Annotated in this window: 25 protein-coding genes; 24 read left to right on the top strand and 1 reads right to left on the bottom strand. The window is 63.5% G+C overall.

Annotated elements, in window-relative coordinates; all coding sequences use genetic code 11:
- Positions 1-18 precede the first annotated feature (18 nt).
- The 3 genes from ACI2JO_RS14145 (at position 19) to ACI2JO_RS14135 (ending at position 4,001) form a co-directional block, all read left to right on the top strand.
- Positions 19-1,971, top strand: a complete 1,953-nt coding sequence (locus ACI2JO_RS14145; protein ID WP_404721289.1) for a copper resistance system multicopper oxidase — start codon at positions 19-21, stop codon at positions 1,969-1,971.
- A complete protein-coding gene (locus tag ACI2JO_RS14140) occupies positions 1,968-3,191 on the top strand; it encodes a copper resistance protein B (RefSeq protein WP_404721288.1) in 1,224 nt (407 codons plus the stop codon). The genes ACI2JO_RS14145 and ACI2JO_RS14140 overlap by 4 nt, the downstream gene beginning before the upstream one ends.
- Positions 3,192-3,557: 366 nt before the next feature.
- The gene (locus ACI2JO_RS14135; protein ID WP_404721287.1) at positions 3,558-4,001 is read left to right on the top strand and encodes a DUF411 domain-containing protein; all 444 of its coding nucleotides are present in this window, start codon (positions 3,558-3,560) and stop codon (positions 3,999-4,001) included.
- Positions 4,002-4,074: 73 nt separating this feature from the next.
- Here ACI2JO_RS14135 and ACI2JO_RS14130 read toward each other — a convergent pair whose 3' ends face one another.
- Positions 4,075-4,734 (bottom strand): class I SAM-dependent methyltransferase, encoded by a 660-nt coding sequence (locus ACI2JO_RS14130; RefSeq protein WP_024018175.1) that lies wholly within the window; start codon positions 4,732-4,734, stop codon positions 4,075-4,077.
- Positions 4,735-4,827: 93 nt separating this feature from the next.
- Here ACI2JO_RS14130 and ACI2JO_RS14125 point away from each other — a divergent pair, with 93 nt between their 5' ends.
- The 21 genes from ACI2JO_RS14125 to ACI2JO_RS14025 all read left to right on the top strand — a co-directional run bounded on the left by ACI2JO_RS14125 (position 4,828) and on the right by ACI2JO_RS14025 (position 26,365).
- Positions 4,828-5,550 carry a helix-turn-helix domain-containing protein gene (locus tag ACI2JO_RS14125; RefSeq protein ID WP_404721286.1) on the top strand — a complete coding sequence of 241 codons (723 nt, stop codon included), beginning with the start codon at positions 4,828-4,830 and terminating at the stop codon, positions 5,548-5,550.
- 98 nt (positions 5,551-5,648) lie between these two features.
- Positions 5,649-5,915, top strand: a complete 267-nt coding sequence (locus ACI2JO_RS14120) for a hypothetical protein (protein ID WP_024018177.1) — start codon at positions 5,649-5,651, stop codon at positions 5,913-5,915.
- Positions 5,916-5,978: 63 nt separating this feature from the next.
- Positions 5,979-6,245, top strand: a complete 267-nt coding sequence (locus ACI2JO_RS14115; protein WP_404721285.1) for a DUF2933 domain-containing protein — start codon at positions 5,979-5,981, stop codon at positions 6,243-6,245.
- Positions 6,242-6,916, top strand: coding sequence for a methyltransferase family protein (locus ACI2JO_RS14110; protein ID WP_404721284.1), 675 nt, complete (start codon positions 6,242-6,244; stop codon positions 6,914-6,916). The genes ACI2JO_RS14115 and ACI2JO_RS14110 overlap by 4 nt, the downstream gene beginning before the upstream one ends.
- A 162-nt stretch (positions 6,917-7,078) precedes the next feature.
- Positions 7,079-7,828 (top strand): Bax inhibitor-1/YccA family protein, encoded by a 750-nt coding sequence (locus ACI2JO_RS14105; RefSeq protein ID WP_404721283.1) that lies wholly within the window; start codon positions 7,079-7,081, stop codon positions 7,826-7,828.
- Positions 7,829-7,930: 102 nt separating this feature from the next.
- Positions 7,931-10,339, top strand: coding sequence for a heavy metal translocating P-type ATPase (locus ACI2JO_RS14100; protein WP_404721282.1), 2,409 nt, complete (start codon positions 7,931-7,933; stop codon positions 10,337-10,339).
- Between the two features lie 81 nt (positions 10,340-10,420).
- Positions 10,421-11,185 carry a polyphosphate kinase 2 gene (gene ppk2, locus ACI2JO_RS14095; RefSeq protein WP_404721281.1) on the top strand — a complete coding sequence of 255 codons (765 nt, stop codon included), beginning with the start codon at positions 10,421-10,423 and terminating at the stop codon, positions 11,183-11,185.
- Positions 11,186-11,382: 197 nt separating this feature from the next.
- Entirely contained in the window at positions 11,383-12,636 is a 1,254-nt protein-coding gene (locus ACI2JO_RS14090) for a hypothetical protein (protein WP_404721280.1), read from the top strand.
- Between the two features lie 171 nt (positions 12,637-12,807).
- The gene (atpD, locus tag ACI2JO_RS14085) at positions 12,808-14,226 is read left to right on the top strand and encodes a F0F1 ATP synthase subunit beta (RefSeq protein ID WP_404721279.1); all 1,419 of its coding nucleotides are present in this window, start codon (positions 12,808-12,810) and stop codon (positions 14,224-14,226) included.
- Positions 14,223-14,633: a F0F1 ATP synthase subunit epsilon gene (locus ACI2JO_RS14080; protein WP_404721278.1), complete on the top strand. Its 411-nt coding sequence runs from the start codon at positions 14,223-14,225 to the stop codon at positions 14,631-14,633. The genes atpD and ACI2JO_RS14080 overlap by 4 nt, the downstream gene beginning before the upstream one ends.
- The gene (locus tag ACI2JO_RS14075) at positions 14,630-14,911 is read left to right on the top strand and encodes an AtpZ/AtpI family protein (RefSeq protein WP_404721277.1); all 282 of its coding nucleotides are present in this window, start codon (positions 14,630-14,632) and stop codon (positions 14,909-14,911) included. Before ACI2JO_RS14080 ends, ACI2JO_RS14075 begins: the two co-directional genes overlap by 4 nt.
- Positions 14,908-15,174, top strand: a complete 267-nt coding sequence (locus ACI2JO_RS14070; RefSeq protein WP_404721276.1) for an ATP synthase subunit I — start codon at positions 14,908-14,910, stop codon at positions 15,172-15,174. The genes ACI2JO_RS14075 and ACI2JO_RS14070 overlap by 4 nt, the downstream gene beginning before the upstream one ends.
- The gene (locus tag ACI2JO_RS14065) at positions 15,171-15,875 is read left to right on the top strand and encodes a F0F1 ATP synthase subunit A (protein ID WP_404721275.1); all 705 of its coding nucleotides are present in this window, start codon (positions 15,171-15,173) and stop codon (positions 15,873-15,875) included. Before ACI2JO_RS14070 ends, ACI2JO_RS14065 begins: the two co-directional genes overlap by 4 nt.
- The gene (locus ACI2JO_RS14060; RefSeq protein WP_010405656.1) at positions 15,872-16,114 is read left to right on the top strand and encodes a F0F1 ATP synthase subunit C; all 243 of its coding nucleotides are present in this window, start codon (positions 15,872-15,874) and stop codon (positions 16,112-16,114) included. The genes ACI2JO_RS14065 and ACI2JO_RS14060 overlap by 4 nt, the downstream gene beginning before the upstream one ends.
- 1 nt (position 16,115) lies before the next feature.
- Positions 16,116-16,868, top strand: a complete 753-nt coding sequence (locus ACI2JO_RS14055) for a hypothetical protein (RefSeq protein ID WP_404721274.1) — start codon at positions 16,116-16,118, stop codon at positions 16,866-16,868.
- On the top strand, positions 16,849-18,369 hold the full coding sequence (locus ACI2JO_RS14050) for a F0F1 ATP synthase subunit alpha (RefSeq protein ID WP_404721273.1): 1,521 nt from the start codon (positions 16,849-16,851) through the stop codon (positions 18,367-18,369). Before ACI2JO_RS14055 ends, ACI2JO_RS14050 begins: the two co-directional genes overlap by 20 nt.
- Positions 18,366-19,232 carry a F0F1 ATP synthase subunit gamma gene (locus ACI2JO_RS14045; protein WP_404721272.1) on the top strand — a complete coding sequence of 289 codons (867 nt, stop codon included), beginning with the start codon at positions 18,366-18,368 and terminating at the stop codon, positions 19,230-19,232. The genes ACI2JO_RS14050 and ACI2JO_RS14045 overlap by 4 nt, the downstream gene beginning before the upstream one ends.
- 213 nt (positions 19,233-19,445) lie before the next feature.
- Positions 19,446-21,827, top strand: coding sequence for a phosphoketolase (locus ACI2JO_RS14040; RefSeq protein ID WP_404721271.1), 2,382 nt, complete (start codon positions 19,446-19,448; stop codon positions 21,825-21,827).
- Between the two features lie 159 nt (positions 21,828-21,986).
- Complete coding sequence (locus ACI2JO_RS14035; protein ID WP_404721270.1) at positions 21,987-23,747, top strand: PHA/PHB synthase family protein; 1,761 nt, start codon at positions 21,987-21,989, stop codon at positions 23,745-23,747.
- A gap of 3 nt (positions 23,748-23,750) precedes the next feature.
- Entirely contained in the window at positions 23,751-25,172 is a 1,422-nt protein-coding gene (locus ACI2JO_RS14030; protein ID WP_066608841.1) for a bifunctional enoyl-CoA hydratase/phosphate acetyltransferase, read from the top strand.
- Positions 25,169-26,365 (top strand): acetate/propionate family kinase, encoded by a 1,197-nt coding sequence (locus tag ACI2JO_RS14025; RefSeq protein WP_031308703.1) that lies wholly within the window; start codon positions 25,169-25,171, stop codon positions 26,363-26,365. Before ACI2JO_RS14030 ends, ACI2JO_RS14025 begins: the two co-directional genes overlap by 4 nt.
- Positions 26,366-26,375: the final 10 nt, after the last annotated feature.

Below are 26,375 nucleotides of genomic sequence, written 5' to 3'. Positions count from 1 at the left end.
TGGAACAAGGGAGACGACATGAGCCCGGTATTGACCCGCCGCGATTTAATCCGCGGAGCCTCGCTTGCTGGCGGTGGCTTGGCGTTGTCCGCGTGGATGCCGGCATGGGCGCAGCCCGTATCAACCGGCATCGCGACGCCGCTCCCGACGGTTTCCGGCAATGACATCGAGCTTAAAATTGCTCAGCAGATGATGACGATCGACGGTCGGAAAATGCGGGCCATTGGCGTCAACGGCACAGTTCCGGCGCCGTTGATCCGGCTGCGCGAGGGACAGACTGTTCGCCTACATGTGACCAACGATCTCGATGAGGATAGCTCGATACACTGGCACGGCGTGCTGGTGCCGCCGCAATTCGATGGCGTGCCAGGTATATCCTTCCCGGGCATTCGGCCCAAATCCACTTTTGTCTATGAATTCCCGATCATCCAGAACGGCACCTATTGGTATCATAGCCATTCGGGCCTTCAGGAGCAGCTCGGGCACTATGGTCCGATCGTGATCGACCCTGCCGGTGTTGACCCGGTGAAATATGACCGCGAGCATGTCATCGTGCTGGCCGATCACAGCGCCATTTCGCCAGAAGCGATCTTTCGGGCGATGAAAGTGGACCCCGGGCATTTCAACTTTCAGCGCCAGACGCTTGCCGGTCTGCTGTCCAAGCGCGACCAGGCTCCGAAGGATCGCCTCGATTGGGGCAAGATGCGGATGGATCCAACCGATATCTCCGACGCGACGGGTTCGGCTTATACCTACATCGTCAATGGCTACGGGCCTCGAGACAATTGGACCGCTCTGTTCACTCCGGGCGAACGCGTCCGGCTGCGCTTCATCAACGCCTCGGCGATGACGACCTTCAATGTGCGGATACCGGGCCTCCCGCTGACGGTGGTGCAGGCTGACGGCCAGAATGTGCGGCCCGTGATGGTCGAAGAATTCCAGATCGGAGTGGCTGAAACCTACGACGTGATCGTTACTCCGCCCGATGATCGTGCCTACACGCTGGTCGGTGAGGCCATCGACCGTTCAGGCATGGCGCGGGCCACGCTCGCGCCGCGTGCTGGGATGACGGCCGAAGTGCCGCCGCTGCGTGAACGGCCGCTCGCCACGATGAAAGACATGGGCATGGACATGTCATCGATGCCGGGCATGGAAGGGATGGACATGTCCGGAGGCGGCATGTCACCGATGCGGGGCGTCGACCCGACTGCAGAGAAAAATGCCTCGGCGAAGCTGACGGTGGCTGGTGCCGGGGCCATGGCCATGGGCGCGGCTCCTGGCGGGACCGCCATGGCGGGCATGGATCATTCCAATATGGCGGGCATGGCGGCAGGCGGGGGTGCGATGGCCGGCATGGATCACAGCGCCATGGCGGGGCAGCCGGGCATGGATATGGGCTCCATGGAAATGGGGCCGATGAACATGCGTGACTTTTCAAAAGCGCCGCAGGTCAAAAAGTCACCGGGCGTGCAGACGATCTCGCCTATGCCGATGGACCGCACCGGAGAGCCCGGTCAGGGTCTCGAGAATGTCGGCCACAAGGTTCTCGTCTACAAGGATCTCATGGCGCTGGAGCGCAATCCTGACGTGCGTGCTCCGGACCGCAGCCTGGATATCCATCTCACCGGCAACATGGAGCGGTTCATGTGGTCGTTCGACGGCGAGAAGATGTCGGATGTGCATGACCCGATCCCCTTCATCGAGGGTGAGAGGGTTCGGATCAATCTGATCAACGACAGCATGATGGGTCATCCGATCCATATCCATGGCCACTTTTTTGAACTGGTCACGGGTCATGGCGATCATGCGCCGCGCAAGCACACGGTCATCGTGCAGCCGGGCGGGAAGGTCACATGGGATTTTACCGCTGATGCGGTCGGCGACTGGGCGTTCCACTGCCATCTTCTCTACCACATGCACGCCGGGATGATGCGCGTCGTCAGTGTGCGGCCGAAGGGAGAGGCGGCATGAAGCGCGTTTTGACGACACTGCTCGGCGGGGCGGCGATGTTGCTCGCCATTCCGGTAACCGCGCAAGCCCAGTCGATGCCGGGCATGGATCATTCCAGCATGCCCGGTATGGCGATGCCCGCGAAAAAATCGGCTTCCCCCAAGCCTGCCAAAAAGCCTGCGGCAAAGAAGCCGGCTCCTAAAAGGGCCGCGCCGGTCAGAGTGGCCCCGGCAAAGCCCGCGGCTCGCCAGGATATGGAAGGCATGGATCATTCGACCATGCCTGGAATGGCGATGCCTCAGCCCGGACCAGCAGCCGCGGCAACGGCGCCGACTATGGACCATGGCGCGATGCCGGGCATGGATATGGGCAACAGCGGTTCTACACCGATGGCTGGCAGCATGCCCGGCATGAATATGTCCGGGGATCATAGTGGCCACGATATGGCTGCCATGCCGGGCATGGAAATGACCGGAACCGCACTCCCGGCCGGAAATGCCCCTGCGCCAAAGCCTCCCATGGACCACTACGCCGATCGGCAGTTCCCGCCCGCTGCGATGACACAGTCACGAATGGCTATGATGCACGAGCAGGGGGGGCAAGCCTTCTATCAAATCATGTTCAATATCGCGGAGTATCAGGTTCGCAATGGGCGTGACGGCTACCGCTGGGATGGAGAGGCTTGGTATGGCGGGGACGTCAATCGGTTGACGCTGAAGAGCGAGGGCGAGGGTGTCCTTGGCGGTCCTGGCGGATCGTTCATGGAGACCGCCGAGGTCCAGGCGCTCTACAGCCGGGCGATCGATCCGTATTGGAACCTCCAAGCTGGCGTTCGATACGATTTCAAGCCCAATCCGTCCCGAACATACGCTACTGTCGGGTTGGAGGGCCTCGCACCCTATTGGTTTGAAACCGAAGCGGCTCTATTCCTTTCCAACAAGGGTGAAGTTCTCGGTCGTGTTGAGGGTTATTATGACCAGCGCATCACGCAGCGAATCATTCTGCAGCCCCGAATTGAACTGAATCTCTCCGCGCAGGACGTGCCTGAGACACGGATTGGGTCTGGAATCTCCAACGCCGAGTTCGGATTGCGCCTGCGCTATGAGATCCGACGGCAGTTTGCGCCTTACATTGGCGTATCCTACGATCGAAAACTGGGCAAAACTGCCGACTATGCAAGGGCTGATGGTGAACGCATTAAGGCGACCAGCTTCGTCATTGGTGTGAGGACCTGGTTTTGAGCGTTGTCAGTGGAGTCAACGAAGGGGACGTAACATGATGAAAACGTGGATGCGAGCCTCGCGGTGCAGACGATAGTCGGCAGCACGGCCATGTATCTTGTCATGTTCTTCGTGGACGACAGGCTCGGCAGCTCTACAACAATCTGAACATGTTCTGCATGTCCCAGAGATGGTTGCGCTGAGAAAGGTCGCCAGGCGCCGTCTGTTGGCCCAGAGGGATAAAGCTGCGCTGTGCAATGAGTTTATTCGGTCCCAGAGACAGGAAATTGACCAGGTGAAGGCGCTTCTCGCCCGCAATATAGTGTCGCAAGAGTGGTGCTATCGGCTCGACCGGCAACGCGCCTGCATGAAATCGAAGGAGCTACCATGATCAGCATCCGTACCCTCGCCGCCGCTTTGGCGCTTGCCGTTCCGGTCGCAGCGATGGCGGCGAACCCGATTGTGGTTCACCGCGATCCTGGCTGCGGTTGCTGTGAGAAATGGGCGGCGCAGGTACGCGCGCAGTTCGGCCGGCAGGTGCAGATCATCGACGATGCCGGCCGCGCCGGCTTGAGCAGGCGAGCCGGCGTGCCCTCAGACCTGGCTTCTTGTCATACCGCCACCATCGACGGAATGACCTTTGAGGGCCATGTTCCGATCTCCGACATGAAGCGCGTGCTGGCCCAGCATCCCAAAGGCGTCACCGGGCTCGCCGTTGCGGGGATGCCGATGGGATCGCCGGGCATGGAGATGGCAGGCATGAAGGGCCAGCCTTACGATGTCATCGCCTTTGGCCCCGGAGGGCGTCGCGTCTTTGCGCACCACAGTTGATCGCAGGCATCGACGCTTCGCTGATTCCGAAGCCATCGCCGGGTGGGTGTTGGTCTCGTCTTGCCGCCCGGTGTCAGAACGGCTTGCGCCCGGTATAGAGCGAGATCGAGCCGGTCGGCGTCTGGACGACGCGAACTTCGGCGACATTTTCGAAGCCGGCGTCGGCGATGAGCTCCGGCAGGATGCCCTTTGCGTTGAGCCCGGTGCGCTCCCAGCCGTCGAGCGCCTGCACCTGACGAAACAGCGTTCGCATCAACAAGGTACGCTGAAGTCCGTAATCGGCAATCGCCACGAGGCCACCTGGGCAAAGCGTTCGTGCCATGGCCCGAAGGATGGCCGATTTCACCGGCAGGTCGCATTGATGCAGCACGAGGCTCGACACGATCTTGTTGGCGATCGTGCCGACCAGGACGTCGACCTGGTCGCCGAAACCTCGAACCCACTCGCTTTCTACGCCGGCCGTTTGTGCCTTTTGCCGCGCCAGCGCGAGAGCGGCAGGATCCGGATCGACCCCGATCACGCGTGCCGTGGGGACAGCCTGTTTGATCGCGATCAGCTGCGAGCCCGTGCCGGCGCCCACATCGACGATGACATCGCCCGCCTCGGGTGCAATCGACTCGAGCAATGCGCTGCGCCATCGACGCTCGCGGGTCATGACCGCAATCACCCGGTCATAGTCGCCCGTCAGGCCAGACAGCCCGAGTGCGGGGACGAAGGTTGGACTGTCATTCACCGTTATGCCTCCATGTGCTTCATGGCGATCGCAGCACCCCGAGTCTTGAACCTTTCGCTTGCATCTTCAGTTTCGCGACGGGAGTAAGCTCCGATGCCAAGCTATGGCGATTTGTGGACCGGCCATGTCCGCCTGGGCGACGGATGGGCGTGGTTCGAGGGTCGTTGCGGCGACACCCGACCCCATCGCCATCTCGCCGCGCAGATGATCGTCGGACTGTCCGAGCCGATCCATGTCGAGACGATCGCAGGTTCGTTGACGGGACCTGCCGTGCTGGTGCGCGCAGGCGCGCTTCACGCGGTTCGTCCCACCGCGACGCATGCGAGGGTGATCTATGCGCGATCCTTCAGCCCGCTGGGTATTGCCTGGTCCAGGCTTGGGGACGGTAAGGACGCGGCGTCGCCACCGGCAGCGCTATCCGAGCAGTTGCGCAGCTCCGATGACCTCGCTGGAACGCTTTACGAGCTTGCAGCGGCCTGCCCGACACCGCCGATCGACGCGCGCCTTTGCGAGGCATTGCGGCGCCTGAAGGACGCACGAGTGGACATAGCCGATCTAGGTGAAATCGCGTGCGCTGTCGGACTCTCTGAACCGCGGTTGCGTGCGCTTGCCGCGGAGCAGTTGGGCGCACCGCTCTCACACTGGCGGCTATGGTTCATGCTCGAGCAGGGCCTGCGATCACTTGGCGCGGGCGCGCCCCTTGTGGCAGCCGCAGCGGATGCGGGGTTCAGCGACCAGGCGCATCTCTCTCGTACGATGCGGCGGTTAATGGGCGTCACACCAAGGACCGCGGCATTGGCGATGGCCTCCCGCTGACGGCAGCATCGACCAGGGTCGAGCGACCGAGCCTTGGGTGGAATACGTATAGTGGCTGTCTTCGATCCGGCCCAAATTTGGGGGGAAAGGAAGCCGTCATGACCGATGCAAGCAAGCTCAGTGTGATACGATGTGCCGCGAGCAGCGCTGCCGCTCTTTCCACTGTCTTCGTGCTTTGCTGGCTCGCGGCGACTTTGTTCGGTCCGATCGGGTCACACATGTTCGTGACGATGTTCACGACAGCTCCGCCGGGATCGTTCGTCGCGCTTGGGGCGGGGTTGTGCTGGTCGATCGTCTTCGGCGCAGCCGTGGGAGGTCTCTTCGCCGCATTCCACAATTGGATCGGTCATTGGCAGCGTCCCTAGGACGGCGCAGCGCAATCGAGCGATCGGCGATCTTTTTGTGAGCTCTTTATTCAAGGAAACGCGATGATGGAACGGCAACGACCAGCACATACTGGGAAACAGAATTTCCTGACGTCGCGCGCGGGCATCGTCATGATGGGCTTTCTGGCGCTCGGTTTCGTGCTGCTGTTCACCGAGCATCGCGCGCATGTACTTGGCGCGCTGCCCTTTCTGCTGCTGCTGTCGTGTCCCCTGATGCACCTCTTCATGCATCACGGACATGGGCATGGTCACGATGGAACGCCGCAGCCGGGGGCCGATCGTTCGCCCCAGGAGGGTCAGGGCCAGTGACGGGCCATGCGCAAGCCTACGGCCTGTGGGGCCTCGTCGTCGTCAATGCAGCGGTCTTCATCCTGTTCGCCTACAGTTTCTTCAAGCCGCGAACGACGCGGGACTGGCGATCGTTCAGCGCGTTCAGCGCTTTCCTCGTGGCGCTGTTCGTCGAAATGTACGGCTTTCCCCTGACCCTCTATATCCTGTCCGGGTGGCTGCAGAGCCATTATCCCAATGTCGATTGGTTCTCCCATGATGCCGGGCATCTGTTCGAGATGCTCTTCGGCTGGCGGGCCAATCCGCATGCCGGGCCATTCCATATCATGAGTTTTTTCCTGATCGGCGGCGGTTTCATTCTGATCTCGACGGGTTGGAAGGCGCTGTACGACGCACAGAGGCTCCACCGGCTCGCGACGCAGGGGATCTATTCCTATGTACGGCACCCGCAATATGTCGGGTTCATCCTGGTGATGTTCGGGTTCCTGCTGCAATGGCCGACGATCCTGACGCTCGCGATGTTCCCGGTGCTCGTCGTGATGTATTTGCGGCTGGCGCGGACCGAGGAGCGTGAGGCGCTCGCCGAATTTGGCGATGCCTATCTTCGCTATAAAAAGACCGTACCACCGTTTGTGCCCCACCTCGCGCGCCTGTTCGGGGCGAAGCGTGACGCAGGAGCGGATCAGCGATGAATTCCCTGCCAGCCGGACCGGCGCAAATCCCAGGGGAACCGCCCAGCCGTCCGCCCGGCATCGGGACGCGGCGCACAGACCGGCGCGGCTGCATGTACTTGCCGGTCGCCTCGCCGAAGTGACTGAAACTTGAAACCGCGACACCGAGAAGGAGCACTGGCCATGGCAGATCCGCTGAAACCGACCACATCGCCGCTTACCGCTGGCAGGAATCCGGCAATCCCCGCGGTCGCCTTTGATGTGGGACTGCGAACATATATGCTCGCAGTCTACAACTACATGGCCAGCGGTCTGTTGTTGACCGGGATCGTCGCAATGTTGGTTGCGAACAGCGCCGCCATACGCGCCGTGTTTTTCGCCGCGAGCGGCACTCCGACGCTGCTCGGATGGATAGCGGTCTTCACACCGCTCGCCCTGGTCTTTACGCTAAGCTTCGGTATCAATCGGCTGTCCGAAAGCACCGTCAAGGCACTGTTCTGGACCTATGCGATCCTGATGGGTGTATCGCTGTCGACCATCCTCCTCGCCTATATCGGCGTGAGTGTCGCGCGCACATTCTTCGTTACGGCCGCAGCCTTCGGAGGCCTGAGCCTGTGGGGGTACACTACCAAGAGGAACCTGTCCGCGTTTGGGACCTTCCTGATCATGGGCGTCGTCGGCCTGCTCATCGCCATGGTCGTCAACATGTTCCTGCGGTCGTCCGCTTTGGATCTCATCGTCAGCGCGATCGGCGTGCTTCTGTTTGCGGGCCTGACTGCCTTCGACACGCAAAAGATCAAGAGCGTCTACTTCGATGTGGCCGGTACCGAGTTTCGCGGTAAGGCGGTCGTGATGGGAGCGCTCACGCTCTATCTCGACTTCCTCAACCTGTTCCTGTTCCTGCTGCGCTTCATGGGTGATCGGCGGCAATAGGTCAGCCGGGATGACTGGCCAAGACGCGCGGGCCTTCGCGGCGGGCGCATCTATGGCTGCCGACCCGTCGGCAGCGACTTGCCTCGATTTCGGAGACCTGCCTTGAAGACGTCGACCTTCGATCTGCGTGGATCATTCGGACCACTCGACCCTCTCGGGGTCGAAAAGCAGTTGCTGCGGGTTCCCGGCGTGACGGAAGTCTCCGCGAACGCTGCCTCCGACAGCGTCACCGTCAGCTTTGATGATGCGCTCACCAGCGCAGCCGCGCTCGAGGAGAAGATCGCGGATTGCGGCTTCCATTGCGGCGGCCGGCTCGTCCCGCGGCATGTGTGCGTGATCGGAAGCACAACCCTGTCCTCTGCTTCACGCGCCGCGACGCATCCTCAAGATCATCGTTCCGATGGAGTCGCCGCCAGATCGGTTGCCCCCGATCGCAAGCCGGTGACGGCCGAACACGACGCCATGGCGCACGAGATGGGCCATGGCGACGGCAAGGACATGGCGGCGATGGCGCGCGACATGCGCAACAGGTTTATAGTCAGCCTCGTTTTTGGCCTGCCGATCTTCGCGCTGTCGCCAATGGGCCTGGACCATCCCCTGCTGAAACCGATGTTCGGACTCAGTCTGGATCTGACCCTGTTCCTGCTTGCCAGCGCCGCGATCCTCTATCCGGTCTGGCCCTTCGTAGTCGCCGCGATCCGCGCGCTTCGGAACGGTGTGCTCAACATGGCGGTGCTCGTCCTGCTGAGCGTCGGTACCGGTTATCTGTTCAGCGTGGCGTCGACATTTCTGTTCAAGGGCCAGCAATTTTACGAGGCTTCTGCGGTCCTGCTCATCTTCATCCTGCTCGGCCATTGGCTGGAGATGCGCGCCCGCGCCGGCGCGTCCCAGGCAATCCGCGCGCTCATGGATCTGGCGCCGCCCATGGCGACCGTACAGCGCGACAGAAAGGACGTCGAAGTGCCGACCGCCGAGGTGCTGGCCGGCGATGTCGTGCTGATCCGGCCGGGCAACAAGATTCCCGTCGATGGCGAAATCCTCGAAGGCAAATCTGAGGTCGATGAGTCGATGCTCACTGGCGAATCGATGCCGGTGTCAAAGGCGCCCGGCGACACCGTGATCGGCGCGACGATCAACCGCAGCGGCAGCTTCCGCTATCGGGCGACCAAGGTTGGCGCCGACACCGCGCTAGCCCAGATCGTCAAGCTCGTCCAGGAAGCGCAGAACTCGAAGGCGCCGGCACAGCTGCTCGCCGACCGGGCGTCGCAATGGCTGGTGCTCGCGGCAATTCTGATCGGTCTCGCGACGTTCGCCATCTGGTACTGGATGCTGGGTGCGACACTGCTGTTTGCACTGACCATGACGATCACGGTCTTCGTGATCGCCTGCCCGGACGCCCTTGGCCTTGCCACGCCGATGGCGATAATGGTCGGCACCGGTCTTGGCGCGATGAACGGCATCCTGTTCAAGAACGCCAGCGCGCTCGAGGATGCGACCAAGCTTGACGTCATCGTGTTCGACAAGACGGGGACCCTCACCATGGGCCGGCCCAATGTTGTCGAAGTAGTGACAGCGGAAGGCATCACCCGGGACGAGGTGCTTCGCATCGCCGGCGCGATCGAGCGCAACTCCGACCACCCGCTTGCGATGGCGGTTCTGGAAGGTGCATCCGGTATCACCCTTCCTGAGACGCGCGACTTTGCCAATATCGAGGGGAAGGGCGCAAGCGCTCAAGTCGAGGGCGCAACGGTGCTGCTTGGCAACCGGCGTCTCATGGATGAAGGAAAAGTCGCGCTGGGTGCCCTCGAGGAACCTGGCGAACGCCTGAAAGGGGCGGGACGCACCGTCGTTCACGTTGCGCGCGGCGGCGAGATTCTCGGGTTGATCGCTATTGCGGATGCGGCGCGGCCAACCGCGAAGGCGACCGTCGCGGCGCTTCGGGAGCGCGGCGTCAAGGTCGCGATGATCACCGGCGACAATGCCGGCACGGCCAAGCGAATCGCCGATGAGCTTGGCATCGACATCGTCCTTGCCGATGTGCTTCCCGGTCAAAAGGCGGAGAAGGTCAAGGAGCTGCAGGCCCAAGGTCAACGCGTCGGCATGGTCGGTGACGGGGTCAACGATGCCCCCGCGCTTACCCAGGCCGACGTAGGCTTTGCGATCGGGGCGGGCACCGACGTCGCGATGGAAAGCGCCGATGTCGTCCTGATGAAGAGCGACCCCCATGATATTGTCGGTGCCATAGCGCTCTCACGCGCCACGCTTCGCAAGATGCACCAGAATCTGTGGTGGGCAGTCGGCTACAATGTGATCGCCTTTCCACTCGCGGCGGGTGTGCTCTATCCCGTGCTGCTGAGCCCCGAGGTCGCTGCGCTGGCTATGTCGGGCAGCTCCGCACTCGTCGCGGTCAACGCGCTGCTGCTGAAGCGCACCCGGCTGGCGGGTATCAGTCGGGGCGGCATGAGTCGGGCCTCAGCGGTGGAGCACAATGCCGTTGGTGCCGCTGTTTGAGACCGGCCCACGAGTGCGGCCCCGGCCCTCGCGGCCCGCTACCGTGGTGTGCATGATTGCCGACAGGAGAAAGAACCGGTGGTGAAGGCGAAGAACGAACCCCGTTACGCCGAGCAGTTGCGCGCGCTCCAGATCGGGCTCACCGCCCTGCAGCGGGGAATCATCGAGGATGGCCGCAAGGTGCTGGTCATCGTCGAAGGGCGCGACGCAGCCGGCAAAGACGGCACGATAAAGCGTGTCGTCGAGCATCTGAGCCCGCGCGAAACCCGGGTGGTGGCACTCGGGCCCCCATCGGATCACGATCGCGGGTCGTGGTATTTCCAGCGCTGGGTCCCTCATCTGCCCGCTGCCGGCGAGATCGTCCTGTTCAATCGTAGCTGGTACAATCGCGCCGGCGTGGAGCGCGTGATGGGCTTTTGCACCGACAAGGAATATGAGGAGTTTCTGACGACCGTCCCGATGTTCGAGCAGTTGCTCGAACATTGCGGGGTCACGCTGGTAAAATATTATCTCGATATCTCGAGGGCGGAACAGAAGAAACGCCTGACCGCCCGACGCGAGGATCCGCTCAAACAGTGGAAGATCAGCCCGATCGATGATCAGGCGAACAAGCGCTGGAAGGCCTATATCAAGGCGCGCGATGCAATGCTCGCCCGCACGCACAGCATCGCGGCACCCTGGACGGTGGTGCGAGGGGACGACAAGCACCAGGCCCGTCTCGCGCTGATCAGGGATATGCTGACCCGGCTGGGAGAAACGGATTCTGATCGCTATGGTCATCCTGATCCCAATACCGCCTTCCTTTATGACGATGCCGCCCGGGAACAGGGCCTGATCGCGCCGTGAGCGAGCCTCTTAGGTCATCGCGCGGAGGGCGAAGTCGTTGCCGCTCACGTGAAATGAAATTTGCATGAGCCAAAGAAGGATCAGGCTATGTTCTGGGTCCAGTTTCTATTCCAGGGAAGCTCGATAGCGTGCCGAGCCTAGAGGAAGCCCGAGTCTCAGACCTCCAGAACGGACGTTCGGAATGCGTTTGCGTCACCTTGGATCGCGCCGCCCTGAGCGACGCACTCGTCCGGGAGACGGGCGATCTGGCAATGGGAGCGTCATATCTGGAAACGCGTCCGCATCTATTCTCGGACGTCGCGGTGTTCATCAATGTGTCCCAACTCGCCGGGATGCAGCGCATCATCGCCGCGATCGAGACGGTCGCCCGCCACCCGGATTATCTAGCAGCCACCATGGCCTGGGCGCCAGTAAGTGCCCGACAGGACTTTGGTCCGCACGGCGTCTTCATGGGCTATGACTTCCATTTGAGCGAGCGCGGCCCGGCCCTGATCGAAATAAATACCAATGCTGGCGGAGCAATGTTGAATGCCGTGCTCGCGCGGGCACAACGAGTCTGCTGTCCTTCCGAGCCGACAGATTTTCTTCGCGCATATCCGTTTGAGTCCGTGGTCGCGGCCATGTTCTCGAAGGAATGGCGCTATCAACGCGGCAGCGGCGAACCGGTCTCCATCGCCATCGTCGATGACGATCCCGTATCGCAATATCTGTTTCCCGAGTTTCTGTTGACCCGCCATTTGCTGGAGCAGGCCGGCCATAGCGTCTGCATCGCCGATCCTTCTGAATTCGCCTATGCGTCCGGCACTCTTCGCTATGGGGACCGGAATGTGGATCTCATCTACAACCGGCTCGTCGATTTCTCGCTCGATCGACCCGAGCACTCGGCATTGCGAGCGGCATATCTCGACGGCTCGGTGGTCGTAACGCCCAATCCCCATGTCCACGCGAAATTCGCCGACAAGCGCAATCTCACCCTGCTGTCCGACACCGCGCTGCTGCGGGAATGGGGTTTCGACCGGGCAATTGTCGACACGCTTGTTGCCGGGATTCCGGCAACCGAACGGGTCGACAAGGCTTCCGCCGAGCGGCTTTGGGCCGGCCGCAGGCAATTCTTCTTCAAGCCGGCCGGAGGGTATGGGAGCAAAGCGGCCTATCGTGGCGACAAGCTGACGAAATCGGTGTGGGCCGAAATCCTGGAGAGCGACTATGTCGCCCAAGCCTATGTGCGGCCAAGCGAGCGGACCATCCGGCTGGATGGAGAGACGGTCAAGCGCAAGATCGACGTTCGTCTCTACACCTATGATGGGGAGCCGCTTGTTGCCGCAGCGCGACTATATCAGGGCCAAACCACCAATATGCGCACCGCCGGCGGCGGTTTCGCGCCTGTTCTGCTGATGGCCGCCGACGATTCACCGCAGGACTGCGACAGGTGCGCCACCGGCGAGGCGTGAGCCGGACAGAAGAGCGAAATTGGCGTCCTGGTATTCGGGACGCATCAGACTTCGCCCGACCGGATTGCATTAGCGATCCGGCGAAGCCGCGGCGCAGAGATGAGCATCCGTATTGTCCCGCATATCGATGGCGCCCGATCTCGCTTTAGCTCCCGTTATGAGAAACTTGAGATGAGCAGCGCGGCAACCGACGTCGATAAGGCGAGCGGACGCGTCTGTGCGATCCGCGGTCCCGTGCTCGACGTGGAATTTGCCGCCGGCTCGCTCCCGTCAGTCAACGATGCGCTGTGCATCGCAACCCCTACGGGAATGCACATCGCCGAGGTGCAGAGCCATGTCGATGCGCGCACGGTCCGAGCGGTCGCACTCCAGACCACCAGCGGACTCGCGCGCGGCGTCCACGTCGAGGCCATGGGTACATCGATCATGGTACCGGTCGGCGATGCGGTTCTGGGCCGCCTGCTCGATGCCACCGGCGTGATCGGTGACGGCGGGGCAGCGCTTCCCGTGGACGTTCCGCTTCGCCCAATCCATCGCCAACCGCCGCCACTTGATGTCCAGAGCACAGCGACGACGATGTTCGAGACCGGGATCAAGGTGATCGATCTGCTTGCGCCCCTCGCGCAGGGCGGCAAAGCGGCGATGTTCGGCGGCGCCGGGGTTGGCAAGACCGTGCTGGTGATGGAACTGATCAGCGCGATGGTCGCGCGCTACGAGGGCGTGTCGGTGTTTGCTGGTATCGGCGAGCGCTCGCGCGAAGGCCATGAACTGCTCACCGACATGCGCACTTCCGGCGTGATCGCGAAGACCGTGCTGGTCTTCGGACAGATGAACGAGCCGCCGGGCGCGCGCTGGCGGGTCGGTCTGACCGCGCTTACCATCGCCGAATATTTTCGCGACGAGCAGAAACGCAATGTACTGCTGTTGATGGATAATGTCTTTCGCTTCGTCCAGGCCGGCAGCGAAGTGTCGGGACTCTTGGGCCGGATGCCGTCGCGGGTGGGCTATCAGCCGACGCTCGCGAGCGAAGTCGCGGCGCTCCAGGAGCGGATCGCGTCGGTCGCGGGCGCATCGGTGACCGCGATCGAAGCGGTCTATGTGCCCGCTGATGATTTCACCGATCCGGCCGTGACAGCGATCTCGGCGCATCTCGACAGCAATGTGCTCCTGTCACGCTCGATGGCCGCGGAGGGCATGTACCCGGCGATCGATCCGCTTGCGTCCACCTCGATCCTGCTCGATCCGCTGGTCGTGGGCGAGGACCATTATGCGCTGGCCCAAAAGGTCCGCGAGACGATCGCTCATTATCGCGAGCTGCAGGACATCATCGCGCTGCTCGGCATGGAGGAGCTGGGACAGGAGGATCGGCTGATCGTTGGCCGTGCCCGCCGACTCCAGCGCTTCCTGACGCAGCCTTTTGTCGTAACGCAGGCGTTTACAGGCCAGCCCGGACGATCGGTGCCGCTCCACGCCACACTTGACGGCGTGCGCGCCATCCTCGCCGGCGAGACCGACGACTGGCCTGAAAGTGCCTTCTATATGGTCGGAGACCTGGAAGATGCGCGCGGCAAGGTGGGACCCAAGCCATGAGGCTGCTCATCACTGATCCCACCGCGATCATGGTCGACCGGGAGGTCGCCGCGATCCGCGCCGAGGATGCCACGGGGAGCTTTGGCATCCTGAACGGTCACGCCGATTTCCTGACTGCGCTCGACATCTCGGTCGTCTCCTGGCGCGACATGGACGGTCGCGCCGGCTACTGCGCGGTTCGCAATGGCATTCTGACGGTGAGTGGCGGCAAGGAGGTCGAGATCGCGACGCGCGAGGCGCATGTCGGCGACGATCTCGACGAACTCGAGACGGTAGTGCTTAGGGGTTACCGTGAGCGCGGCGATGCCGAACGCAGCGGCCGAACCGCTGCGACGCGGCTGCGCATGCGCGCGATCCGGCGCATGGTCGAGGCGCTGCAGGGCGGGTCGGCGGAGATCGGTCTATGACCGAGGATCTGCCACCCGAGCAGGAACGGCTCGTGGACGCCGTCAAACAGCGCGCCGAACGCCGACGCAGGGCGCGGGGATTGCCCTCCTTTGCGCGCAATTTCGGCCAGATTGGTGTGCTTGGCTGGCAGGTCGTCGTGCCGGCGCTGATCGCGCTCGCAATTGGCCGCTGGCTCGACCATGGGCTGTCCAGCGGTATCTTCTGGACCGCGCCGCTGCTGATCCTTGGCGTGAGCCTCGGCTGCTGGTCGGCCTGGAAGTGGATCGGGCGGCAATGACGCCTTGGGCCGTCCTCCTGTTTCTGCTGCTCGGAGCCGCTGCCGGAACAGCACATTACCTCGCTATCGCGAAGGATGCTGACCTGCTCGTCCATGGCGGATCGATCATGCTGTCGCTCGGCCTGCGGCTCGGTCGGATGCTTCTGACGCTCGGCGTGCTGCTCGTTGCCGCAAGGCAGGGCTGGCCGGACCTACTCGCGGCCGCGGCCGGGTTCATGGCGGCGCGACATTTCGTGCTCCGCCGACTGGGAGCGGTGTCGTGAAGATCGCCTCCCCGCTCGAAAGCCATATCCTCTTCACGATCGGACCGGTTCCGATCAGCCAGCCGGTCGTCACGACCTGGGGCATCATGGCGGTGCTGACGATCGGCTGTTGGTTTCTGACCCGGCGGCTCGGCCTTCGTCCCACCAGGACCCAGGCGGCGCTGGAACTGGTGGTCGATGTGATCGCGCGCCAGATTCGCGAGACGATGGAGGCGGAACCCCAGCCCTATCTGCCTTTGATCGGGACGCTCTTCATTTTCCTGCTGGTCGCAAACTGGTCATCGCTTTTGCCGGGCGTCGAACCGCCTACGGCGGCCCTCGAAACCGATGCGGCGCTGGCCTTGATCGTGTTCGGCGCGACGCTCTGGTTCGGCGTCCGGGCACTTGGCGCGCGCGGTTATCTGCGCAGTTTCGCGCAGCCGTCGATCCTGCTCGCGCCGCTCAATCTCGTTGAGCTGTTCACCCGCAGCTTCTCCCTGATGGTGCGCCTGTTCGGCAATGTCATGAGCGGCGTGTTCATGATCGGCGTCGTGCTGAGCCTTGCGGGGTTGCTCGTACCGATCCCGCTGATGGCGCTCGAGATGCTGACCGGAGCCGTCCAGGCCTACATCTTCGGCGCGCTCGCAATGGTCTTTATCGGCAGCGCCATCAGCGAAGCGAACCCATCCCCGAAAGCGCCGAACCACGAGGTCTCTTCATGAACTGGATCCACATCGTCAGCATCCTCGGCGCGGCGTTCGCCATCGCCATCGGCGCGATCGCGCCGGCACTCGCCCAAGGCAAGGCGGTCGCCGCAGCGATGGATGCGATCGCTCGCCAGCCTGAGGCGGCTAACACCGTCTCGCGCACCCTGTTCGTGGGCTTGGCCATGATCGAGACGATGGCGATCTATTGTCTCGTGATCGCGCTGCTGCTGCTCTTCGCCAATCCCTTCGCCTGACATGCGTATCGACTGGTGGACGCTGGCGCTGCAGGCGATCAACGTAGTCATCCTCGTCTGGCTGCTCGCACGCTTCCTGTTTCGTCCGGTGATGGGGGCTATCGCCGCGCGGCAGACGGCTATGGACCAGCTGCTCGCCGATGCGGAGTCTGCAAAGGCAGCTGCGCTCAACCTGGAAGCGGATCTCAAGGCGCAGACCGACGCCTTCGCCGCCGATGGAGAGGCGCGCCGGTCAGCTTTGCTTGCCAGCATAGAGGCCGAACGCAGCCGTCTCCTTGAGGCGGCCAGGACCGAGACCGATGCAAAAGCGAAGCTGGCGCTTGCTTCTGTCGAGGACGCGCAAAAGGGCATGGCGACACAGCTAGAGGAAAACGCGGCCGTGCTCGCGGGCCAGATGGCGTCTGCGTTGCTGCGCCGGCTACCGGCCGCGGGCACCACCGATATGATGTTCACTGCCCTGCTCGAACGGGTCGAACGCTTGCCGGTCGAGGAACGCCGAGCCCTGGCCGGTGACACTCCTCTCGCCATCGTGACGCCGGCCGCGCTCGATGGGGAGACCCAAGCGCGGTGCGTGCAAAAGCTCGAAGAGGCACTGCCGGGGCTTGCAGCACCGAACTTCACCGTCGATCCCGCGCTGATTGCCGGGTTCGAGCTCCATGGACCGCACATGCTCGTCCGTAACAGCTGGCGAGCCGATCTCGACACGCAGCTGGCGGCACTCAAGGAGGACGATCATGCCGGGCTCCGCGGATGAATGGCTTGCCCGGGCCGCGACGCGCGTGGCCGCGGCGGAAATCGGCGCACAGGTCCGCCAGATCGGCCGCGTCGAATCAATCGGCGATGGCGTAGCGCTGGTCTCGGGTTTGGCGGAGGCACGGCTCGACGAATTGCTGCAGTTTGCCGGAGGTCAGGCGGGCTTCGTACAAACGCTCGACCGCGATCGCATCGGCTGCGTGATGCTTGAGGATGCTGACAGCATCGAGGCGGGGGACATCGTCTCGGGCACCGGCGCAGTGGTGCGCACGCCGGTGGGGCGGGCCCTGCTCGGCCGTATCGTCGATCCACTCGGCCGACCACTCGATGGCGGGGCGGCGATCGTCGCCGAGCGGTTCGAGCCGGTGGAGCGCCCCGCGCCGTCGATCATCGAGCGCGACCTCGTCGTTCAGCCGGTGCAGACCGGGGTATTGGTCATCGATGCGATGTTCGCGCTCGGCCGCGGCCAGCGCGAGCTGATCCTGGGCGACCGCGCGACCGGCAAGACCGCGCTCGCCGTCGATGCGATCATCAATCAGCGGTCGAGCGACATGATATGCATCTATGTTGCGATCGGCCAAAAATCCTCCAGCGTCGCGCGCGTAATCGATCAGGTGCGCCGCCATGGCGCGCCGGAACGCTGCATCTTCGTGGTCGCGAGCCCGGCTTCCGCACCGGGGTTGCAATGGATCGCGCCGTTTGCCGCGTTCACCATGGCGGAATATTTCCGCGATCAGGGCGGTCATGCGCTCGTCGTCCTCGACGACCTCACCAGGCATGCCGCCACGCACCGCGAGATCGCGCTGCTGACCGGCCAGCCGCCGGGACGCGAAGCCTATCCGGGCGACGTTTTCTACCTCCATTCGCGGCTGCTGGAGCGCGCCGCCCGGATGTCGCCCGAAAAGGGCGGCGGTTCGCTCACGGCGCTGCCGATCGCGGAGACCGATGCCGGCAATGTCAGCGCCTATATCCCGACCAACCTGATCTCGATCACCGACGGGCAGATCGTGCTCGACACCCGGTTGTTCGCCGAAGGGCACAAACCCGCTGTCGATGCCGGCACCAGCGTCAGTCGCGTAGGCGGCAAGACGCAGGCCCGGGCGTTGCGGGACGCGAGCGGCACGATGCGGCTCGACTATGCCCAGTTCCTCGAGCTCGAAATGTTCACCCGCTTCGGCGAGCAGCCAGAGCCGCGCGTGAAGGCCCAGATCGAGCGTGGACGGCGGCTGCGCGCATTGCTCGCCCAGCCGCGCTTCCAGCCTCTGCGGGTCGTGGATCAGGTGGCGCTGGCAACCGCGCTCACCGAGGGCCTCTTGGATCCCGCGGCGATCACCGACATCGCTGCGATCCGCGCGACTCTGCCGTCATGGCTCGATGCCAATGCGTCCGATCTCGTGGGGCAGGTCGAGGCTAACGGGACAATGGATGCGACGTTGCGCGCCGGATTGTTGGCGGCCGTGCAACGGATGATCGCCAGCTACAGCGCTGGCGTCGCGACATGAGCGATCGTCTCGCCAATGTCGGGCGACGGATCGCCACGGTCCGGCAACTCGGTGCGGTGGTCAACGCGATGCGCGGTATCGCCGGCGCCCGTGCCCAGCAGGGCCGCGCGCTGCTGCCCGCGATCCGCGCCTATGCCGCGACGGCGGGTCATGCGATTGGGAAGGCGCGGCAGCTACAGACAGGATCTTCGGCACCGCCGCTGAACAGCGCAAAGGGCAAGACAGGTCTTATCGTCTTCGGCGCAGAGCAGGGGTTCGCGGGCGCCTTTCCAGAGCAGATCTTGAACGCCGCTGCGAGCGATTCCCCAGCGGCGCACATCTTCCTCGTCGGCGATCGTGCCGCCGCGCTTGCTGCCGAGCGGACACTGCCCGTTGCCTGGGCCACCAGTCTTCCCAGTCGCGCCGCTGCGCTTGCCGATATGGCAACCGAGCTGCTTGGCGCCCTCTACGATTATGTGGCCGTGGCCGGCGCGGTCCCGGTCGCAATGATCTATCCGGTCTGGACGGCAGGGCATGGTGCGTCGGTCGTCCGCCGCAGCCTTTTGCCGCTCGATCCCGATATGTTTCCGCCGGAGCCAGTTGGGTCGATACCCCTGATCAATCTGCCGGCAAGCGACCTCGTCGAGCGCTTGGCCCAGGAATATGTCTTCGCCCAGCTGTGCGGAGCGGCCACCGAGGCCTTCGCCGCTGAAAACGAGGCTCGCATGGCGACGATGGCGGCCGCGAAAACCAATATCGACGCCAGACTCCAGGCACTTGAACGCGAGGAACGGCTGACGCGTCAGGAGGAAATCACCGCCGAGGTGGTTGAGCTGGCGGCCGGGGCACGCGCACGCGGCCGAACCCGGACGGTATCGGAGTAGGGGGCCGAGCTGATGCCGGAAGCGACGTGATTGCCTGGCACAAGTGTGCGGCACTGCCATCCGTATCAATACGCATGTTGCGAGCGGTCTTCGCCATTCATGGGTGTGCAAGCAGTTCGAGCGCTGCGCGGTGGCGCATCAGCGTTCCGGCATACACCAGCTCCGGCTAGGCGGCCGGGAACCCATGCCTTTTCAGTTTCAGGAAGAATGACCATGGACCCGCAGCCCGAGGCGAATGGCCAGCCACTCTCCAGCGATGAGATCGGCCTGATCCACGCCTGGTGGCGCGCCGCCAATTACCTCTCGGTTGGACAGATTTATCTGCTCGATAATCCGCTGCTCCGCGAACCGCTCAAGATGGATCACGTCAAGCCGCGGCTGCTTGGACACTGGGGTACGACCCCCGGGCTTAACTTCCTCTATGTGCACCTCAATCGTGTCATCAAGGCGCGCGGCCTCAATGCGCTCTTCATCGCCGGGCCTGGTCATGGCGCACCAGGTGTCGTCGCCAACACATGGCTCGAGGGCACCTATAGCGAAGTCTATCCTGCCATCGGTCCCGACGAAGATGGCCTGCGCCAGCTTTTCCGGCAATTCTCCTTCCCTGGCGGCATTCCCAGTCATGCGTCACCCGATACGCCCGGTTCAATCCATGAAGGTGGTGAACTGGGTTATTCTCTTCTGCATGCGTTTGGCGCCGCCTTCGACAATCCCGATCTGATCGTTGCTTGCGTCGTCGGCGACGGCGAAGCGGAGACCGGACCGCTGGCGACCTCGTGGCACAGCAACAAGTTCCTTAATCCCGCGACCGACGGGGCCGTTCTGCCAATCCTGCATCTCAACGGTTACAAGATCGCAAGTCCGACTGTCCTTGCGCGCATTTCGCACACCGAGCTCGACGCGCTGTTTCGCGGTTATGGCTACCTGCCGATCTTCGTCGACGGCGAGGAGCCGGACGCGATGCACCGGGCGATAGCGGCCGCGCTAGACGACGCGGTCGATCGGATACACGCGATCCAGAAGGCCGCGCGCGACGGTGGGGTCACGACGCGTCCGCTCTGGCCGATGATCGTCCTGCGCAGCCTAAAGGGCTGGACCGGACCCAAGATCGTCGACGGGCAGAAGAGCGAAGGCTTCTGGCGGGCGCACCAGGTCCCGTTCACGATGGACAAGCCCGAGCATCTTGGGCTGCTCGAGGAATGGATGCGCAGCTACCACCCGGAAGAACTGTTCGATGATGGCGGGCGGCTCCGGCCCGAAATCGCGGCTCTGGCACCGGCTGGCGACAGGCGGATGAGTGCCAATCCGCATGCCAATGGCGGGGCTCTGATGCGCCCTCTGCGGTTACCCGACTTCGCATCCTACGCGGTCCCGGTCGTTCATCCCGGCCAGAGCGACGGCGAGGCGACGCAGGTGATGGGCACGTTCCTGCGCGACGTGATGCGGGAGAACGCTCAGGCCCGCAACTTCCGCGTTTTCGGCCCGGACGAGACGGCATCCAACCGGTTGCAGACGATCTTCGAAGCCACCGACCGGAGCTGGGACGCGGAGACGATCGCGGACGATGTCCATCTCGATCCCAGCGGACGCGTGATGGAGGTGCTGAGCGAACATTGCTGCCAGGGATGGCTGGAAGGCTATCTGCTGACGGGCCGCCACGGCCTGTTTTCCTGCTATGAGGCGTTCATCCACATCGTCGATTCGATGGTCAACCAGCACGCCAAATGGCTGAAGACGGCGAAGGAGGTGCCCTGGCGTCGCCCGATCGCTTCGCTCAATTATCTGCTGACCTCTCACGTCTGGCGCCAGGATCATAATGGCTTCAGCCATCAGGATCCCGGATTTGTCGATCATGTCGTCAACAAGAAGGCTGACATCGTGCGGGTCTATTTCCCGCCCGACGCCAATACCCTGCTTTTTGTCACCGACCATTGCCTGCGCAGCTGGGACCGAATCAATGTCATCGTCGCCGGCAAGCAACCTTCGCCGCAGTGGCTCGACATGAATGCGGCGATCAAGCACTGCACGCGCGGCATCGGTATCTGGGATTGGGCCAGCAACGATCGCCGCGGAGAGCCGGATGTCGTCATGGCGTGTGCTGGCGACGTTCCTACGCTGGAGACACTGGCCGCGGTCAGCCTGTTGCGCGTGCAACTCCCCGACCTTAAGGTTCGCGTCGTCAACGTCGTCGATCTGATGACGTTGCAGCCCAACAGCCAGCACCCTCATGGGCTCAGCGACAGCGCGTTCGACGCGCTCTTCACGACGGATAAGCCGGTCATCTTCGCCTATCATGGTTATCCGGCACTAATTCATCGGCTTACCTACAAGCGCACCAACCACCAGAATATCCACGTTCACGGTTTCGAAGAGGAGGGCTCGACGACGACGCCTTTCGACATGGTGGTCCGAAACCATCTCGACCGCTTCCATCTCATGGAGAAGGTTATCGACCATGTGGAGCTGCCCGATAGTGCGGCCGCCTACGCCAGGCAGACGATCGATGATGAACTGGTCGAGCACAAGCGGTACATTGCGGCACACGGGATCGATATGCCTGCCGTTCGCGATTGGCGGTGGCCCTCTGGAGCCTGAGGCGTCACCGGAACGAGCGGTTTGGGAGAACCGCGCCTCGGGAGACATGGCAGGCATTCTGCGCGTGCGCTCGTGAACGCACAAGCATCTGGGGACATTACGTAATGTTGTTTCGAGCCATGCCGGGCATGCCGCGACGTCCCCCCGGAGAAACGCTGCATGATCGATACGTCCGCAGACTGTGCCAAGTGCGACCCGCTCGACGGCGTCGCCCGGACGCTCGACCATGCCTCGGCCGCGGCAATCGCGCAGATGACCTCTGGCCTGTCGCCGGTGACAATGATGCAGGCGTGGCTGGACTGGTGTGCTCATCTCACCATATCGCCGGGCAAGCGGCTGCAGCTTGCCGGCAAGGCAGGGCGAAAGGTCCAGCGGATTACCGATTATGCCGTGCGACGTGTGGGGCAGGTCGATGCCGCGCCGGCGATCGAGCCGCTACCGCAGGACCGGCGCTTTATCGATCCGGCCTGGCGGCAGTTCCCTTTCGACCTGATCTCGCAATCCTTCCTTCTCACCCAGCAATGGTGGCATGCGGCGACCACCGGCATCAGCGGCGTGTCCAGGCATCATGAAGAGATGGTGGCGTTCGCGGCACGGCAGATGCTCGACGTCATCGCGCCCACCAACTTCCTCGCGACCAATCCCGTGCTCCAGCGCAAGATCATCGAGTCCGGTGGTGAGTGCCTGGTCGAGGGTGCGAAGCATTGGATGGAGGATGCGGAGCGGCGCGCCCGAGGCGAGCCGCCCGTAAGGACTGAGGCGTTCCGCGCCGGGGAGACGGTGGCGATCACGCCCGGCAAGGTGGTGTTCCGCAACGCGCTGGTCGAGCTCATCCAATATGCGCCGACGACCGGGATTGTCCGCCCCGAGCCGATCCTCATCGTTCCCGCCTGGATCATGAAATATTACATTCTCGACCTGTCGCCGGAGAATTCGCTGGTCCGCTGGCTGGTGGCCGAGGGCTATACCGTGTTCGTCCTGTCCTGGCATAATCCGCAGAGCGCGGACCGCGACCTCGATATCGACGCCTATCGCCGCCTCGGGCCGATGGCGGCGCTCGACGCGGTCACGGCGATCACGGGCTCGGCCAAGGTCCACGGTGTCGGCTATTGTCTCGGCGGGACGCTGCTGGCGATCACGGCGGCGGCCATGGCTCGCGACGGCGACGAACGCTTCGCATCGCTCAGCCTGTTCGCGGCGCAGACCGAGTTCAGCGAGCCGGGCGAGCTCGGCCTGTTCATCGACGAGGCACAGCTCAACCTGCTCGACAATATGATGTGGAGCCGTGGCTATCTCGACAGTAGCCAGATGGGCGGCGCCTTCCAGATATTGCGGTCCAACGACCTGATCTGGTCGCAGATCCTCGGCACCTATCTGATGGGCGAGCGCGAGCCCATGACCGACCTGATGGCATGGAATGCGGACGGAACGCGCATGCCCTACGCCATGCACAGCGAGTATCTGCGCACGCTCTTTCTCTATGACGATCTTGCCGAAGGCCGGTTCAAGGTCGAGGGGCACACCATCACGCTCTCGTCGCTGCGTCAGCCCATCTTCGTGGTGGGGACCGAGCGCGATCACGTCGCGCCGTGGCGGTCGGTCCACAAGCTGCACTGGCTGAGCAGCGCCGAGATCCGCTTCGTCCTGACCAGCGGCGGCCACAATGCCGGCATCGTGTCCGAGCCCGGGCATCGCCACCGCAGCTATCATGTCGCGACCCGCGTCCTCGACCGCCCCGCGCTCGATCCGGACGATTGGCTGGACCAGGCCGAGGCGCGCGACGGATCGTGGTGGACGGACTGGGCGGCCTGGCTCGGCGATCATTCCGGCGCGCTGCAGGCCCCGCCGCCGATGGGTAATCCGGACAGGGGCCTCGTAGCGCTCTGCGATGCACCCGGCCATTATGTGCTGGAGCGCTGAGCAATGGGCAGCCTCAAAATGATCGAGAACCGGACCTTCGACGAGATCGTCGTGGGTGAGACGGCGAGCGTCACGCGGACCTTGGGCGAGCAGGACATTCAGCTGTTCGCCCTGGTTTCGGGCGACGTCAATCCGGCCCATCTCGATGCCGAATATGCCGCCGGCGACATGTTCGGGCGGGTGATCGCGCACGGCCTATGGGGTGGTGGTCTGATCTCGGCCGTGCTCGGCACGCAGCTCCCTGGGCCGGGCGCGATCTATCTGAGCCAGAGCCTTCGGTTCAAGCGACCCGTAGGGTTGGGGGATACGATTGTCGCGTCGGTCACGGTACGCGAGAAGCGCGCCAAGCATCATATCGTCGTCTTCGACTGTTGCTGCATCAACCAGGCCGGCGAGGAGGTGATCAACGGCGAGGCTGAGGTCAAAGCGCCAACCGAGAAAGTAAGGCGCCCGCGCATGGCGCTGCCCGATATCCAGCTCTCGGATCATGACGGCTTCCGCCGGCTGATCGAGATGACGAGAAGCGTCGAGCCCGTTCCCACGGCGATCGCACATCCCTGCACCACCGCCGCGATCCTGGCTGCGGCAGCCGCTGCCGAAGCCGGCCTGATCGTGCCGATCCTGATCGGCCCCGAGGCTCGCATCCGTGTGGCTGCCAAGGACGCCGGCAAGGATATCGGTGCCCTCCGCCTGATCGACGTGCCCCACAGCCATGCCGCCGCGGCGCGTGCGGTCGAACTGGTCCGCTCGGGCGAAGCACTGCTGCTGATGAAGGGATCGCTGCACACCGACGAACTTATGGGTGCTGTCGTTCCGGCTGCGACGGGCCTGCGAACCGAGCGCCGCATCAGTCATGCCTATCTGCTGGACGTCCCCGGGCATCCGGCGCCGCTCATCATCACCGACGCGGCGATCAACATCGATCCGAGCCTGGAAGACAAGGCCGATATCATCCGCAATGCGATCGACCTCGCGCATGTCATCGGCATCGCCTGTCCGAAGGTCGCGATCTTGTCTGCCGTGGAGACGGTCAATCCGGCGATCCGCTCGACGCTCGATGCGGCCGCCTTGTGCAAGATGGCCGATCGCGGACAGATCGTCGGCGGCGTCCTTGACGGTCCGCTCGCCTTCGACAACGCGATCAGCGAGAAGGCGGCAAAGGACAAGGGCATCGTCTCCCCCGTTGCAGGGCGCGCCGAAGTCCTCGTCGTTCCCAATCTGGAAGCCGGCAATATGCTTGCCAAGCAGCTGACCTTTCTCGGCGGCGCGGACGCGGCCGGCGTGGTGCTGGGCGCGCGGGTACCCATCATTCTCACCAGCCGGGCGGATTCGCTCCGCACCAGCGTAGCGTCATGCGCAATCGCGCTGTTGCTGGCGCGGGCCGCCCCCAGAGCCACGCCCGGCCCGATAGCGAAGCCGGCATGAAGGCGATCGTCAGTCTCAATGCCGGCTCGTCGAGCATCAAGTTCGCGCTCTATCGCTTGTCGGGCGGACAGCTCGACTTCGATGCGGGCGGCAAGATCGAGGGTATCGGCACTAGCCCCCGGCTCGTCGCGCGCGACGCGGGCAGCGAGACCATCGTGGAAAAGACGTGGCCGGGCGGGGACGCACTCTCGCACGAGAATCTGCTCGAGGACCTCTTTGCCTGGGCGGCAACCCAATTGGGAGACCGCAAGGTCGCCGCGATCGGCCATCGTATCGTCCATGGCGGCGTGCGCTTCGCCGCGCCGCAGATCATCGATGATACTTTGCTGGATGCGCTCGATGCCTTGATCCCATTGGCGCCGCTCCATCAGCCGCATAACCTCGCCGCGGTCCGGGCCTTGCGCCTGCTGGCGCCTTTGCTGCCGCAGATCGCCTGCTTCGATACCGCGTTTCACCATGGCATGCCGCCGTTGGCGACGCGCCTGCCGATTCCGCGCGCTTTTCACGGCCAGGGCGTGCGCCGGTATGGCTTTCACGGTTTGTCCTATGAATACATTGCGGGCCGCCTTCGCGAGATCGACCCTGCTCTGGCCGCAGGCCGCGTCATCGCCGCGCACCTAGGCAACGGTGCGAGCATGTGCGCAATGCGTGCCGGGGCGAGCGTCGATACGACGATGGGCTTCACGGCGCTTGACGGATTGATGATGGGCACGCGCTCGGGCGCGATCGACCCCGGCGTGGTGCTTCATCTTCAGACTCAGGTCGGTATGGCCGCACAGGCGGTGGAGACGTTGCTCTATGAGCAGTCGGGCTTACTCGGTGTGTCCGGGATTTCAGGCGATATGCGTACGTTGCATGCAAGCGACGCGCCGGAAGCGAAGGAGGCGGTCGCCCTTTTCGTCCAGCAAGCTGGCCGTCAGGCCGCCGCTCTCATTCCCGCGCTCGGCGGTCTCGACGGTCTCGTCTTCACCGCCGGCATTGGCGAGAATGATTCAGAGATTAGGGCTGCGATTTGCGAGCGCTTAGCTTGGACTGGCGTCATTCTTGATCTCGACGCAAATGCATCGAATGCGCCTGTCATCAGCGCGCCAGATAGCAGAGTGATCGTGCGGATCGTTCCCACTGATGAGGAGCGCGTGATCGCCGATCATACGGTCGCTCTTATCAATCGCCATGGAAGGGGGCGGCGGTGAGGCCGCGTGT

The organism is Sphingomonas sp. NPDC079357 (assembly GCF_044901155.1).
Classification (GTDB): domain Bacteria; phylum Pseudomonadota; class Alphaproteobacteria; order Sphingomonadales; family Sphingomonadaceae; genus Sphingomonas.
This window is presented reverse-complemented; position numbering and strand designations above follow the sequence as displayed.

What these genes read in the sequence shown, in the direction of transcription:
- ACI2JO_RS14145 (WP_404721289.1), top strand. Translation starts at nt 19, where the DNA reads ATGAGCCCGGTATTGACCCGCCGCGATTTAATCCGCGGAGCCTCGCTT.
- ACI2JO_RS14140 (WP_404721288.1), top strand. Translation starts at nt 1,968, where the DNA reads ATGAAGCGCGTTTTGACGACACTGCTCGGCGGGGCGGCGATGTTGCTC.
- ACI2JO_RS14135 (WP_404721287.1), top strand. Translation starts at nt 3,558, where the DNA reads ATGATCAGCATCCGTACCCTCGCCGCCGCTTTGGCGCTTGCCGTTCCG.
- ACI2JO_RS14125 (WP_404721286.1), top strand. Translation starts at nt 4,828, where the DNA reads ATGCCAAGCTATGGCGATTTGTGGACCGGCCATGTCCGCCTGGGCGAC.
- ACI2JO_RS14120 (WP_024018177.1), top strand. Translation starts at nt 5,649, where the DNA reads ATGACCGATGCAAGCAAGCTCAGTGTGATACGATGTGCCGCGAGCAGC.
- ACI2JO_RS14115 (WP_404721285.1), top strand. Translation starts at nt 5,979, where the DNA reads ATGATGGAACGGCAACGACCAGCACATACTGGGAAACAGAATTTCCTG.
- ACI2JO_RS14105 (WP_404721283.1), top strand. Translation starts at nt 7,079, where the DNA reads ATGGCAGATCCGCTGAAACCGACCACATCGCCGCTTACCGCTGGCAGG.
- atpD (WP_404721279.1), top strand. Translation starts at nt 12,808, where the DNA reads ATGAGCAGCGCGGCAACCGACGTCGATAAGGCGAGCGGACGCGTCTGT.
- ACI2JO_RS14080 (WP_404721278.1), top strand. Translation starts at nt 14,223, where the DNA reads ATGAGGCTGCTCATCACTGATCCCACCGCGATCATGGTCGACCGGGAG.
- ACI2JO_RS14075 (WP_404721277.1), top strand. Translation starts at nt 14,630, where the DNA reads ATGACCGAGGATCTGCCACCCGAGCAGGAACGGCTCGTGGACGCCGTC.
- ACI2JO_RS14070 (WP_404721276.1), top strand. Translation starts at nt 14,908, where the DNA reads ATGACGCCTTGGGCCGTCCTCCTGTTTCTGCTGCTCGGAGCCGCTGCC.
- ACI2JO_RS14060 (WP_010405656.1), top strand. Translation starts at nt 15,872, where the DNA reads ATGAACTGGATCCACATCGTCAGCATCCTCGGCGCGGCGTTCGCCATC.
- ACI2JO_RS14055 (WP_404721274.1), top strand. Translation starts at nt 16,116, where the DNA reads ATGCGTATCGACTGGTGGACGCTGGCGCTGCAGGCGATCAACGTAGTC.
- ACI2JO_RS14050 (WP_404721273.1), top strand. Translation starts at nt 16,849, where the DNA reads ATGCCGGGCTCCGCGGATGAATGGCTTGCCCGGGCCGCGACGCGCGTG.
- ACI2JO_RS14045 (WP_404721272.1), top strand. Translation starts at nt 18,366, where the DNA reads ATGAGCGATCGTCTCGCCAATGTCGGGCGACGGATCGCCACGGTCCGG.
- ACI2JO_RS14040 (WP_404721271.1), top strand. Translation starts at nt 19,446, where the DNA reads ATGGACCCGCAGCCCGAGGCGAATGGCCAGCCACTCTCCAGCGATGAG.
- ACI2JO_RS14035 (WP_404721270.1), top strand. Translation starts at nt 21,987, where the DNA reads ATGATCGATACGTCCGCAGACTGTGCCAAGTGCGACCCGCTCGACGGC.
- ACI2JO_RS14030 (WP_066608841.1), top strand. Translation starts at nt 23,751, where the DNA reads ATGGGCAGCCTCAAAATGATCGAGAACCGGACCTTCGACGAGATCGTC.
- ACI2JO_RS14025 (WP_031308703.1), top strand. Translation starts at nt 25,169, where the DNA reads ATGAAGGCGATCGTCAGTCTCAATGCCGGCTCGTCGAGCATCAAGTTC.